Consider the following 12643-nt stretch of genomic DNA (forward strand, 5'->3'; position numbering starts at 1 on the left):
CAATTCGTGTGGGAACTTATGGAGCAGCTGATGTCGTCGATTAAGGAGGTGATCCAGCCGCAGGTTCCCCTACGGCTACCTTGTTACGACTTCACCCCAGTCATGAATCACACCGTGGTAACCGTCCTCCCGAAGGTTAGACTAGCTACTTCTGGTGCAACCCACTCCCATGGTGTGACGGGCGGTGTGTACAAGGCCCGGGAACGTATTCACCGCGACATTCTGATTCGCGATTACTAGCGATTCCGACTTCACGCAGTCGAGTTGCAGACTGCGATCCGGACTACGATCGGTTTTGTGGGATTAGCTCCACCTCGCGGCTTGGCAACCCTCTGTACCGACCATTGTAGCACGTGTGTAGCCCAGGCCGTAAGGGCCATGATGACTTGACGTCATCCCCACCTTCCTCCGGTTTGTCACCGGCAGTCTCCTTAGAGTGCCCACCATGACGTGCTGGTAACTAAGGACAAGGGTTGCGCTCGTTACGGGACTTAACCCAACATCTCACGACACGAGCTGACGACAGCCATGCAGCACCTGTCTCAATGTTCCCGAAGGCACCAATCCATCTCTGGAAAGTTCATTGGATGTCAAGGCCTGGTAAGGTTCTTCGCGTTGCTTCGAATTAAACCACATGCTCCACCGCTTGTGCGGGCCCCCGTCAATTCATTTGAGTTTTAACCTTGCGGCCGTACTCCCCAGGCGGTCAACTTAATGCGTTAGCTGCGCCACTAAAAGCTCAAGGCTTCCAACGGCTAGTTGACATCGTTTACGGCGTGGACTACCAGGGTATCTAATCCTGTTTGCTCCCCACGCTTTCGCACCTCAGTGTCAGTATTAGTCCAGGTGGTCGCCTTCGCCACTGGTGTTCCTTCCTATATCTACGCATTTCACCGCTACACAGGAAATTCCACCACCCTCTACCATACTCTAGTCAGTCAGTTTTGAATGCAGTTCCCAGGTTGAGCCCGGGGATTTCACATCCAACTTAACAAACCACCTACGCGCGCTTTACGCCCAGTAATTCCGATTAACGCTTGCACCCTCTGTATTACCGCGGCTGCTGGCACAGAGTTAGCCGGTGCTTATTCTGTCGGTAACGTCAAAATTGCAGAGTATTAATCTACAACCCTTCCTCCCAACTTAAAGTGCTTTACAATCCGAAGACCTTCTTCACACACGCGGCATGGCTGGATCAGGCTTTCGCCCATTGTCCAATATTCCCCACTGCTGCCTCCCGTAGGAGTCTGGACCGTGTCTCAGTTCCAGTGTGACTGATCATCCTCTCAGACCAGTTACGGATCGTCGCCTTGGTGAGCCATTACCCCACCAACTAGCTAATCCGACCTAGGCTCATCTGATAGCGCAAGGCCCGAAGGTCCCCTGCTTTCTCCCGTAGGACGTATGCGGTATTAGCGTCCGTTTCCGAACGTTATCCCCCACTACCAGGCAGATTCCTAGGCATTACTCACCCGTCCGCCGCTCTCAAGAGAAGCAAGCTTCTCTCTACCGCTCGACTTGCATGTGTTAGGCCTGCCGCCAGCGTTCAATCTGAGCCATGATCAAACTCTTCAGTTCAAACATCTTTGGGTTTTTAAGAAACCCTAAACTTGGCTCAGCAATCGTTGGTTACATCTTTGATTTCTCGCGGAGTAACTTGTGATGCTGATAATCTTGTTGACTATCAGTCTGACTCCACAAGCACCCACACGAATTGCTTGATTCAGTTGTTAAAGAGCGGTTGGTTAAGATCTTTCGTCTCAACCGAGGCGCGCATTCTACAGCAGCCTCATTTGCTGTCAAGTGATTATTTTCAGAAGCTTTCGAAGATTTCTTCAACAACTTCAACCACTTGCGCTTAAGATCTCTCCGAAGCGGGAGGCGAATTCTACAGGGATTTGCATGTGCGTCAACCCCTTAAATCAAAAAACTCAAAACGCCCATTTGGCCTGCCGTGCACCAGGCCTGGAGCCCTCTGTGAATCTCTGCATATAAAGAAGGGAGCCAGCGCATTGCCCGCACTGGATCCTCCTGACGCAAAAAACAACCTGCAACAAATGCCAGGCTATCAACAGATAGCTGGATTCAGATCGAAGGAAATGCAGCAGAGAGAAAGGCGGATGGCTTGTAGATAGCAGTAAACGCCATGGCAGGCGTTCAGCCTATAAAGATGGTGTCCCAGGGCCGGTTCGAACGGCCAACCTTCCCCTTAGGAGGGGGATGCTCTATCCAATTGAGCTACTGGGACAAATGACAAGCGCGTCACGGATAAGACCAGCGACAGACGGCGTGCATCTTAACGGCCGAGGTAGGTTTTGTCATGTCGTCCTTAGGCATTTTGCTTGTAGGGCGATCCCTGCACATACCTTTATAGCTTCACCCAGCAAACACGGGCACTTGCAGGGATCGTGCAAATTGCACTACCTCAAAATGCCATCATTGCAAACTGCAACCCAAAGCCCCCTCGCAGGCAAATCAACTAATTGATTTTAAAGGTAAAATAGTTTGGCACGGCATCTGCAATGCTCTTTGCATAAACCAAGCGAACCAAGCACCACGGAGAACATGACCATGAATAGCGTACTACTATTAGCTCTCAATGCCGTGGCCCTGGCCGCACTGGTGATATTTCATTTCCAGCCAGTCAATACTCAAGATGCCGCACTGATCAGCCAAGCAGTTCCCCATCATCTGCAACAACGCCCCCAGCTGGCGGTAGTCACTGCTACCCAGCAGTCGCCCGTCCTCCTGACCCAAGATACACAAGCTGCACCTACATCCGAGTACTGGGTTTTCTGAGATAGCTATCAATGTCCAAACCTGCCTGGTTTTTTCTATGTTTGACCCTGATGGCAGGCTTTCTGGGCCTAGCTACTGACTGCCCTAGAGCTCAAGCCACCGCCTTCATCGTCAGCGCCGTGTTTGGTAGCCTATTGATGTTGGCACTCATCGCCGGTCGCCGAATCAAGTTCGATCCATTGCTTCGCTGACCCCCTCCCCTACCTTATGTCGAATCACCCTAGCAAATCGGCAAACTGCCACTAGGCTTAAGACTGAGGGCAAAAGGCCATATTGCACTGCGCCCTTCAACCCAGATGCGCCGCAGCCCTGCGCGTTGATGGACTAGCACTGCATCAGCGCCAAAGTTTTCAAACCAGTCCGCAAAAATGCAAATCAGTACTGGCACAAAGCCTTTAGGCGGTTCAATATTTGTCACAGAATTGACGCCAATGAAATGGCAAATCTGAGGCATGATGCGGCCTCTTTGCAATTCGGGTTGAACTTTGGTCGTGAGCCTTGTCTTAACACTCATCTTGCGGCCAATTCCAGAAACCGCTCCCCTGAACTAACCGGTTAAATATATGCGCCCATTGAAACAGGCAATTTATTCCAGCCGTACGGCTGACAAATTCGTCGTACGTCTGCCAGACGGAATGCGGGAACGCATTGCCGAGGTGGCTCGCAATCATCACCGCAGCATGAACTCTGAAATCATCGCACGCCTGGAACAAAGCCTTATTCAGGAAGGTGCCTTGGGTGAAGAGTTGAGCATGCGACTGGATAGCCCAGAGCTGTCACTGCACGAACGCGAACTGCTGCAGCGTTTTCGTCAGCTCTCCCACCGCCAGCAAAACGCCCTCGTCTCGCTTATCGCTCACGATGTTGAGGCGGCCGCAGAAGCCAATTGATTGACACTGAAAGCCGAAGCCAGCCATGTGCTGGCTTTTTTTTGCCTGAATTTTGGAGATGGGGCGCAAAGCGGGGGCAGACATGCCCCCGCAGAAAGGATCAGAGCAGGAAAATCGTTGCCAGGCCCAGGAAGATGAAGAAGCCACCACTGTCAGTCATGGCGGTAATCATCACGCTGGCTCCCATGGCGGGATCGCGACCAAGGCGCGCCAGGGTCATAGGGATCAATACCCCCATCAAGGCAGCCAGCAGCAAGTTCAAGGTCATGGCGGCCGTCATCACCACACCCAGAGACCAACTGCCATACAGGAGATAGGCCACCACACCAATCACTCCACCCCACACCAGACCGTTGATAAGGCCCACAGCCAGCTCTTTGCGCAGCAAGCGTGAAGAGTTGGCCGTACTCACCTGATCCAGCGCCATGGCCCGCACGATCATGGTGATGGTCTGGTTGCCGGAGTTACCGCCGATACCCGCAACAATCGGCATCAACGCCGCCAATGCCACCAGCTTTTCGATTGAGCCTTCAAACAACCCGATTACACGAGATGCGATAAATGCCGTGATCAGGTTAACCGCCAGCCAGGCCCAGCGGTTATGCAGAGAACGCCAGACTGACGCAAAAATATCTTCCTCTTCACGCAAACCCGCCATGTTGAGGACTTCGGTTTCACTCTCTTCACGGATCAAGTCAACGATTTCATCGATGGTCAGACGACCGATCAACTTGCCGTTCTTGTCGACCACCGGAGCCGAGATCAAGTCGTAACGCTCAAAAGCCTGGGCCGCGTCGTAGGCATCTTCGTCAGGATGGAAGCTGACGGTATCGCTGGCCATCAGGTCAGCTACTTTCTTCTCGGGATCATTGACCAGCAGACGCTTGATCGGCAACACGCCCTTGAGAATTCCCTCGTAGTCGACCACGAAGAGCTTGTCGGTATGGCCCGGCAGCTCTTTGAGGCGACGCAAGTAACGCAGTACCACTTCCAGACTGACGTCTTCGCGGATGGTGACCATCTCGAAATCCATCAGCGCACCGACCTGGTCCTCGTCATAGGACAGCGCCGATCGCACGCGCTCACGCTGCTGCGTATCGAGCGCCTCCATCAACTCATGGACAACATCCCGGGGCAGCTCAGGTGCCAGGTCGGCCAGTTCGTCGGCATCCATCTCCTTGGCGGCGGCCAGGAGCTCATGATCATCCATGTCGGCGATCAGAGTCTCACGAACCGAGTCAGACACTTCCAGAAGGATGTCACCGTCGCGATCAGCCTTGACCAACTGCCAAAGTGTCAGTCGATCATCCAGCGGCAAAGCTTCGAGGATGTAGGCAACGTCGGCGGAGTGCAGGTCATCGAGCTTGCATTGTAACTCCACGAGGTTTTGCCGGTGAACCAGGTTTTCAACGCGGTCGTGGTTCGGACCTTCCTGGCGGTGCGTGAGGTCTTCGACCACGCGCTGGCGCTGCAGCAGCTCGATGACTTGAGCCAGACGATCCTGCAGGCTTTCTTGTGTTTTCTTTACTTCTACTTCGGTCATAGGCGAACTCCACTCCCAGCAGCGGGGCACGCCGGAAGGATCAATCAGTCAATTCATGATTGGTAAAACGGGGTACTGAGTCACTACTGGGTAAGTCCATGGAGGTATTCCACAAGCCCCGACGGGGCTGACGGGCGCATGATACACCGCCCGGCCGTTTTAAACGTTAAAAAACTGGAAAGAACAAGCGCTTGCGAGCCAATGTTCAGTATTGGCTGCACCTATAGAAATGCGACGACACGCACGAGAGGGAAAACACATGGGAAAGATAAAAAGACCCACACCAGGATAAAACCTACATAAACCCCAGACGGCAAAAAGCCCGCACTAGGCGGGCTTTTTGTTTGTATGGTGCACTCGACAGGATTCGAACCTGTGACCGCTCGGTTCGTAGCCGAGTACTCTATCCAGCTGAGCTACGAGTGCAGATTGTGTTTTTAGTCCAGATCACAACTGGTTGAAGCCGAGTTACCTGCATCGCTGCAACTAACTCTTAAATGGTGCACTCGACAGGATTCGAACCTGTGACCGCTCGGTTCGTAGCCGAGTACTCTATCCAGCTGAGCTACGAGTGCATTTGTTGCCGCGCATTATAGGCCGTTCAATCTCTATGTAAAGCTATTTTTTCGAGTATTTTCAACAACTTACCGAAAAAACCAGATTGCAACGTACTAAGCAAATAATGGCGGAGAACGGGGGATTCGAACCCCCGACACCCTTTTGAGGTGTACTCCCTTAGCAGGGGAGCGCCTTCGGCCACTCGGCCAGCTCTCCGCAACACGGGGCGTATATTAACCACGTTCATCCCCGTTTGCAAACATAAAAAACGATAAAAATTAAAGGCTTGGTTCTTCGTCCTTCTCTTTCTTGATCCGCAGGTAGATTTCCTCGCGGTGAACCGCTACCTCTTTTGGAGCGTTAACCCCAATACGCACTTGATTGCCTTTGACGCCGAGCACGGTCACGGTGATTTCGCCATCACCGATAATCAGGCTTTCTGCGCAACGACGAGTCAGAATCAGCATGCCTTTCTCCTCACGCATTTCAGTTCAGGAACAACAGTCTGCAAAAAAAAGGCATTCGACCTACAACCCAAAAGCCGTAGCCCTACACACCTAAGTATTGTCGAGCCCACGCAAAAGAACATGCGCCCCACAAAAAAATGAAAGGCGCGGTAAACCGCGCCTTCCTGGCAATACATCACTCGCCCTGTCGGGCCGGAGCGTCAAGCTCAAAAGCGGTATGCAGCGCGCGTACAGCCAGTTCCAGGTACTTCTCTTCGAGCACTACCGAGACTTTGATTTCCGAAGTGGAAATCATCTGGATGTTGATGCCTTCCTTGGCAAGGGCCCCGAACATACGGCTGGCAACGCCGGCATGGGAACGCATGCCCACCCCTACGATCGATACCTTGGCAATCTTGGTATCGCCAACCACTTCACGGGCGCCAATTTCGCTCGCAGTGTTCTGCAGGATTTTCAATGCCGCATCGTATTCGTTGCGGTGCACGGTGAAGGTGAAATCGGTGGTGTTATCGTGCGAAACGTTCTGCACGATCATGTCGACTTCAACATTCGCATCGCTGACAGGACCCAGAATCTTGAAAGCCACGCCCGGGGTGTCTGGCACGCCACGGATCGTCAGCTTGGCTTCATCGCGGTTGAAAGCGATGCCGGAAATGATCGGCTGTTCCATGGATTCCTCTTCATCAATAGTAATGAGGGTGCCCGGACCCTCCTTGAAGCTGTGCAATACGCGCAGCGGAACGTTGTACTTGCCGGCGAACTCCACCGCGCGAATCTGCAGCACCTTGGAACCAAGGCTGGCCATTTCCAGCATTTCTTCAAAGGTGATCTTGTCCAGGCGCTGGGCCACTGGCACGACGCGCGGGTCAGTGGTGTAGACGCCATCCACATCGGTATAGATCTGGCATTCGTCAGCCTTGAGCGCTGCCGCCAGTGCCACACCCGTGGTGTCAGAACCGCCACGCCCGAGGGTGGTGATGTTGCCTTGCTCGTCCACACCTTGGAAACCCGCTACAACTACCACGCGCCCTGCCTTCAGATCAGTACGAATTTTCTGATCATCAATCTGCAGGATGCGCGCCTTGGTGTGCGCGCTGTCGGTGAGAATGCGCACCTGGCTGCCCGTGTAGGACACCGCTGGCACGCCACGCTTGTTCAGAGCCATGGCCAATAGCGCAATGGTCACCTGCTCGCCCGTGGACACAATCACATCCAGCTCACGTGGCAACGGCTGTTGATCCCCGCTGATAGCCTTGGCCAGGTCGATCAGGCGATTGGTCTCGCCGCTCATGGCTGACAGCACCACTACCAGGTCATCGCCGGCATCGCGGAATTTCTTAACCTTGTCGGCGACCTGCTCGATTCTTTCTACAGAGCCGACCGAGGTGCCTCCAAATTTCTGTACGATCAAAGCCATTTCCAAGCCGCCTCAGCCCGTAAAGGGGCGCCTAATATCCAATCCACCCGCACTGAACAAGCCCGTGACTAGACCACGGGCCGATTAACAGTGCCTTAAATACCTGCCTCGACAAACGGCACGGTCAAGGCCAGGGCCGCGTCCAGGGCACCGGCGTCTACACCACCGCCTTGTGCCATGTCCGGACGACCACCGCCCTTGCCGCCCACTGCCGCAGCGGCTTGCTTCATCAAATCACCGGCCTTGAGTTGGCCAGTCAGGTCTTTGGTTACACCGGCAACCAGAACGACCTTATCCTCATGGACACTGCCGAGCAGGATCACTGCGCGGCCGAGCTTGTTCTTCAACTGATCGACCAAGGCCAACAACGCCTTGCCGTCCTGCCCGTCCAGGCGCGCCGCCAGAACTTTCACATCCTTGACGTCAACCGCCGAGGCCGACAGATCATCGCCCGCAGCACTGGCCGCCTTGGCCTGCAACTGCTCCAGTTGCTTCTCCAGCGCACGGTTACGCTCCAGCACGGCAGACAGTTTGTCGATCAGATTGTCACGGCTGCCCTTGACCAGGCTGGCCGCTTCCTTGAGTTGCTCTTCGGCGGCATTGAGGTAAGCCAGGGCCGCAGCACCGGTCACCGCCTCGATACGACGCACACCGGACGCCACACCGCCTTCGCTGATGATTTTCAGCAGGCCGATATCGCCGGTACGGTTAGCGTGGATACCACCACACAACTCGACCGAGAAGCTACCACCCATGCTCAGCACGCGAACTTCGTCGCCGTACTTCTCGCCAAACAACGCCATGGCGCCCTTGGCCTTGGCGGTTTCGATGTCGGTTTCTTCAGTTTCTACCGGCGTGTTCCTGCGCACCTCGGCATTGACAATATCTTCCAGCGCCTTGATCTGCTCAGGCTTGATTGCTTCAAAGTGGCTGAAGTCAAACCGCAGGCGCTGGCTGTCGACCAACGAGCCCTTTTGCTGAACATGCTCGCCCAGCACTTGACGCAAGGCAGCGTGGAGCAAGTGAGTGGCCGAGTGGTTCAACGCAGTTGCGTGCCGTACGTCGGCATCGACCTGGGTATCCACTGGCGCGCCGACGGTCAGGCTGCCCAGCACCAACACACCGTGATGCAGGAAAGCACCGCCGGTCTTGGTGGTGTCGCGCACCTCGAAACGGCCGGACGTCGAGCTGAGGAAACCACAATCACCAATCTGGCCACCTGACTCGGCGTAGAACGGGGTCTGGTCCAGCACCACCACGGCTTCTTCGCCTTCGCTCAATACATCGACCGACTTGCCGTCTTTATAGATGGCAACGATCTTGGCCGAGCCGGCGGTAGCCTTGTAGCCGATGAACTCGGTGGGCACGTCAACCTTGACCAGCGTGTTGTAGTCCAGGCCAAAGGAGCTGGCGGAACGCGCACGCACACGCTGGGCTTCCATCTCACGCTCAAACCCGGCTTCATCGATGGTCAGCTCGCGTTCACGGGCGATATCGGCGGTCAGGTCCATCGGGAAACCGTAGGTGTCGTAAAGCTTGAACACCACGTCGCCCGGTACCACAGAGCCTTTGAGCTCAGCCAGGTCCTGCTCGAGAATCTTCAGGCCGTGCTCCAGTGTCTTGGAGAACTGCTCCTCCTCGGCCTTGAGTACGCGCTCGATATTACTCTGCTGCTGCTTGAGCTCCGGGAAGGCATCGCCCATCTCGGCAACCAGTGCAGCCACGATTTTGTAGAAGAAGCTGCCGGTGGCACCCAGCTTGTTACCGTGACGGCAGGCACGACGGATGATGCGACGCAGCACGTAGCCACGCCCTTCATTGGACGGCAACACACCATCGGCAATCAGGAAGCCACAGGAACGAATATGGTCCGATACCACCTTGAGCGACGACTGGCCTTCATTGGTGCAACCAATGGCCGCAGCCGAAGCGCTCAGCAGGTTGGTGAACAGGTCGATTTCATAGTTGGAATGAACGTGCTGCATGACCGCACTGATCCGCTCCAGGCCCATGCCGGTGTCCACCGACGGCGCCGGCAGCGGATGCAACACGCCATCGGCGGTGCGATTGAACTGCATGAACACGTTGTTCCAGATTTCGATGTAGCGGTCACCGTCTTCATCCGGCGAGCCCGGTGGGCCACCCCAGATGTCCGCACCGTGATCGTAGAAGATCTCGGTGCAAGGGCCGCACGGGCCGGTATCGCCCATGGTCCAGAAGTTATCGGAAGCGTAAGGTGCACCCTTGTTGTCGCCGATGCGAATCATGCGCTCGGCAGGTACACCGATTTGCTGGGTCCAGATGTCATAGGCTTCGTCGTCCGTCGCGTAGACGGTAACCCAGAGTTTTTCCTTGGGCAGTTTCAGCACGCCGGTCAGGAAGGTCCAGGCGAAGGTAATCGCATCCTTCTTGAAATAGTCGCCGAAGCTGAAGTTACCCAGCATTTCGAAGAACGTGTGGTGACGCGCGGTGTAACCGACGTTTTCCAGGTCGCTGTTCTTGCCGCCGGCGCGTACGCACTTCTGGCTGCTGGTGGCGCGAGTATAGGCGCGCTTTTCCTGGCCCAGGAAACAGTCCTTGAACTGGTTCATCCCCGCGTTAGTGAACAGCAGGGTGGGGTCATTGCCTGGGATCAAGGAGCTGGAGGCTACACGGGTGTGACCTTGCTCTTCGAAGAAGCGAAGGAAGGCTTCACGGATTTCTGCGCTTTTCATTAGGTTCTTCCACGGAGGCTGCGGCCAAAGGCCAGTGCGCAACATCATCAGACGGAGCGACGGCAAAGGGCCGCATTATATCGGCCCTTCGCCGGTGGTACAGCGTGTTTATGTGATAGAAACAGTCAATTAGACGGTCTGCACTGTCATTTCTGCGAAAATGCGACGAATGTCTGCACGACTTGCTCGATCTGTGCCCGGCTGACATCCAGATGGGTGACCATACGCAGGCGCGGCGCGGCACTCAACTTGATCCCGCGCTCTGCGGCGAAGGCTTTCAACGCCTGCGCCTGGTCGCCAATTTGCACATAGACCATGTTGGTCTGCACCGGCTCCACCGTGTAACCGACCTTGCGCAGCTCATCACCCAGCCACTGCGCGTTGGCGTGGTCCTCGGCCAGGCGCTGTACCTGATGATCCAGGGCATACAGCCCCGCTGCCGCCAACGAACCGGCCTGGCGCATTGCGCCACCGACCATCTTGCGCAGGCGCCGGGCCTTGGCGATCAACGCCGTGGAACCGCACAGCACCGAGCCGACCGGTGCGCCAAGGCCCTTGGACAGGCACACCGACACCGAATCGAAATGCTTGGCGATGTCACGCGCATCCACCCCCAGCTTGACCGCTGCGTTGTAGATCCGCGCCCCGTCCAGGTGCAAGGCCAGGCCATGCTCACGGGTAAACGCACGCGCCTTGGCCAGGTACTCCATCGGCAGGACCTTGCCTTGCATGGTGTTTTCCAGCGCCAGCAAGCGCGTGCGGGCAAAGTGGAAATCGTCAGGCTTGATCGCCGCCAGCACGTGGTGAAGGTCCAGGGAACCGTCCGCTTGCACTTCCAGCGGCTGCGGCTGGATCGAACCCAGCACGGCCGCCCCGCCGCCTTCGTATTTGTAGGTATGGGCCTGCTGGCCGACGATATATTCCTCGCCGCGCTCACAGTGGGCCATCAATGCCAGCAAATTGCTCATGGTGCCAGTGGGCACGAACAGCGCGGCGGCGAAGCCCAGACGCTGGGCCAGTTCTGCCTCCAGCTTGTTGACGCTGGGGTCTTCGCCATAGACGTCATCACCGCTGACGGCGCCGGCCATCGCGTCGAGCATACCGGGGGTGGGTTGGGTCACGGTGTCGCTGCGCAGGTCAATCACGGTCATGAAGGGGGCCTCTAACGGAATGGATAAGTCCTTTCGTGTGTGATTACTGCGGGCAAAGCCACGCAATATCAAGCCCCCACTGCATTCAATCGAATACCAACCAAACAAACCGATATAGCTTATCGATACGGCAGTCGTGCAGTTTTTGAAAAACCGTGTTAAAAACTCTCCGCCGCCAGGGTTCTGGCGGCAACGTTCTCAGGGCGGGGTGCAATTCCCCACCGGCGGTAATTGCACGCAATGTGCATAGCCCGCGAGCGCTTGGCGTCTCGAACTGCTCCGGCAGGACGGCGACAAGGTCAGCAGACCCGGTGTGATCCCGGGGCCGACGGTCATAGTCCGGATGAAGAGAGAACGGGATTGGCACCTAAGGGCCGCGCACCAGGCGTGCTTGCGTACCCTTAAATCCCATTCGATTCATAACGCCCTGTTTTTTTCTTAAACAGGAGTCAGAACATGCAACCCACCGCAATCGACAGCAAAAGCAAAAACCATCACGGCGAGCGCGTCGCGTTTATCCAGGCCTGCTGGCACAAGGATATCGTCGACCAATCGCGCAAAGGCTTTCTTGCCGAAATGATCGCCCAGGGCTATCAGGAGTCAGACATCGACTTCTTTGAAGTCGGCGGTGCCTTTGAATTGCCCCTGCACGCCAAGTTGCTGGCCAAGACCGGTCGCTATGCCGGCATCGTCGCCGCCGCGCTGGTGGTGGATGGTGGCATCTACCGGCACGAATTCGTCGCCCAGTCAGTGGTCAGCGGTTTGATGCAGGTTCAACTGGAAACTGAAGTGCCGGTGTTCTCGGTGTCCCTGACGCCGCATCACTTCCACGCCGGCAGCGAGCACACCACGTTCTTCTATGAGCACTTTGTGCACAAGGGTCAGGAAGCTGCGCGCACCTGCGCCGATACTCTGCATAAAGTACGGGCGATCCGTCGCAGTGAAGAGCAGCACAAACGAGCCGTTTAAGCGCAAGAAAATCTGCCCCGCCCATTTTCGATTGGCGGGGCATTTTTTTGCCTGAACAGATAGCATTTCAACATGTGAAAAAGCCTGCCCAAGGCGTCCTACTCCCTCCGTGCATATCTACCGTTTTGGCAACAC

General features: G+C 55.8%; 9 protein-coding genes, 4 tRNA genes, 1 rRNA gene and 1 riboswitch. Of the genes, 4 read left to right on the top strand and 10 right to left on the bottom strand.

The window, feature by feature from the left end:
- Positions 1 to 41 precede the first annotated feature (41 nt).
- Together IH404_RS21560 and IH404_RS21565 are read right to left on the bottom strand one after the other, a co-directional pair.
- Positions 42 to 1578 (bottom strand): 16S ribosomal RNA (locus IH404_RS21560).
- Positions 1579 to 2171: 593 nt separating this feature from the next.
- Positions 2172 to 2248, bottom strand: a tRNA-Arg gene (locus tag IH404_RS21565).
- Between the two features lie 323 nt (positions 2249 to 2571).
- Here IH404_RS21565 and IH404_RS21570 point away from each other — a divergent pair.
- From IH404_RS21570 to IH404_RS21575, 3 genes are all read left to right on the top strand, one after another.
- Positions 2572 to 2799, top strand: coding sequence for a hypothetical protein (locus IH404_RS21570; protein ID WP_194438987.1), 228 nt, complete (start codon positions 2572 to 2574; stop codon positions 2797 to 2799).
- Between the two features lie 11 nt (positions 2800 to 2810).
- Entirely contained in the window at positions 2811 to 2990 is a 180-nt protein-coding gene (locus IH404_RS27900) for a PA3371 family protein (RefSeq protein ID WP_242462622.1), read from the top strand.
- A gap of 372 nt (positions 2991 to 3362) precedes the next feature.
- Positions 3363 to 3689 (top strand): Arc family DNA-binding protein, encoded by a 327-nt coding sequence (locus IH404_RS21575; RefSeq protein WP_003193592.1) that lies wholly within the window; start codon positions 3363 to 3365, stop codon positions 3687 to 3689.
- A 100-nt stretch (positions 3690 to 3789) separates the two neighbouring features.
- Here IH404_RS21575 and mgtE read toward each other — a convergent pair whose 3' ends face one another.
- From mgtE to ltaE, 8 genes are all read right to left on the bottom strand, one after another.
- Complete coding sequence (gene mgtE / locus IH404_RS21580; RefSeq protein WP_194438989.1) at positions 3790 to 5232, bottom strand: magnesium transporter; 1443 nt, start codon at positions 5230 to 5232, stop codon at positions 3790 to 3792.
- Positions 5233 to 5581: 349 nt separating this feature from the next.
- Positions 5582 to 5658 (bottom strand) — tRNA-Arg (locus IH404_RS21585).
- Positions 5659 to 5730: 72 nt separating this feature from the next.
- Positions 5731 to 5807: transfer RNA gene (locus IH404_RS21590), tRNA-Arg, on the bottom strand.
- A 108-nt stretch (positions 5808 to 5915) separates the two neighbouring features.
- Positions 5916 to 6006 (bottom strand) — tRNA-Ser (locus IH404_RS21595).
- Positions 6007 to 6068: 62 nt separating this feature from the next.
- Positions 6069 to 6257: a carbon storage regulator CsrA gene (csrA, locus tag IH404_RS21600; protein WP_003175645.1), complete on the bottom strand. Its 189-nt coding sequence runs from the start codon at positions 6255 to 6257 to the stop codon at positions 6069 to 6071.
- A gap of 175 nt (positions 6258 to 6432) precedes the next feature.
- On the bottom strand, positions 6433 to 7674 hold the full coding sequence (locus IH404_RS21605) for an aspartate kinase (RefSeq protein WP_005790609.1): 1242 nt from the start codon (positions 7672 to 7674) through the stop codon (positions 6433 to 6435).
- A gap of 95 nt (positions 7675 to 7769) precedes the next feature.
- Positions 7770 to 10388 (bottom strand): alanine--tRNA ligase, encoded by a 2619-nt coding sequence (gene alaS / locus IH404_RS21610; RefSeq protein WP_005790610.1) that lies wholly within the window; start codon positions 10386 to 10388, stop codon positions 7770 to 7772.
- Between the two features lie 146 nt (positions 10389 to 10534).
- Positions 10535 to 11539, bottom strand: coding sequence for a low-specificity L-threonine aldolase (gene ltaE / locus IH404_RS21615; RefSeq protein ID WP_194438991.1), 1005 nt, complete (start codon positions 11537 to 11539; stop codon positions 10535 to 10537).
- Between the two features lie 190 nt (positions 11540 to 11729).
- Positions 11730 to 11899: riboswitch (FMN riboswitch) on the top strand.
- A 96-nt stretch (positions 11900 to 11995) separates the two neighbouring features.
- Between ltaE and IH404_RS21620 the strand changes: the two genes are divergently transcribed.
- Positions 11996 to 12508, top strand: a complete 513-nt coding sequence (locus tag IH404_RS21620) for a 6,7-dimethyl-8-ribityllumazine synthase (RefSeq protein WP_005790615.1) — start codon at positions 11996 to 11998, stop codon at positions 12506 to 12508.
- Positions 12509 to 12643 lie beyond the last annotated feature (135 nt).

It is taken from the genome of Pseudomonas sp. OST1909 (genome assembly GCF_015277575.1).
GTDB lineage: Bacteria > Pseudomonadota > Gammaproteobacteria > Pseudomonadales > Pseudomonadaceae > Aquipseudomonas > Aquipseudomonas synxantha_A.

What these genes read in the sequence shown, in the direction of transcription:
- IH404_RS21570 (WP_194438987.1), top strand. Translation starts at nt 2,572, where the DNA reads ATGAATAGCGTACTACTATTAGCTCTCAATGCCGTGGCCCTGGCCGCA.
- IH404_RS27900 (WP_242462622.1), top strand. Translation starts at nt 2,811, where the DNA reads ATGTCCAAACCTGCCTGGTTTTTTCTATGTTTGACCCTGATGGCAGGC.
- IH404_RS21575 (WP_003193592.1), top strand. Translation starts at nt 3,363, where the DNA reads ATGCGCCCATTGAAACAGGCAATTTATTCCAGCCGTACGGCTGACAAA.
- mgtE (WP_194438989.1), bottom strand. Translation starts at nt 5,232, where the DNA reads ATGACCGAAGTAGAAGTAAAGAAAACACAAGAAAGCCTGCAGGATCGT.
- csrA (WP_003175645.1), bottom strand. Translation starts at nt 6,257, where the DNA reads ATGCTGATTCTGACTCGTCGTTGCGCAGAAAGCCTGATTATCGGTGAT.
- IH404_RS21605 (WP_005790609.1), bottom strand. Translation starts at nt 7,674, where the DNA reads ATGGCTTTGATCGTACAGAAATTTGGAGGCACCTCGGTCGGCTCTGTA.
- alaS (WP_005790610.1), bottom strand. Translation starts at nt 10,388, where the DNA reads ATGAAAAGCGCAGAAATCCGTGAAGCCTTCCTTCGCTTCTTCGAAGAG.
- ltaE (WP_194438991.1), bottom strand. Translation starts at nt 11,539, where the DNA reads ATGACCGTGATTGACCTGCGCAGCGACACCGTGACCCAACCCACCCCC.
- IH404_RS21620 (WP_005790615.1), top strand. Translation starts at nt 11,996, where the DNA reads ATGCAACCCACCGCAATCGACAGCAAAAGCAAAAACCATCACGGCGAG.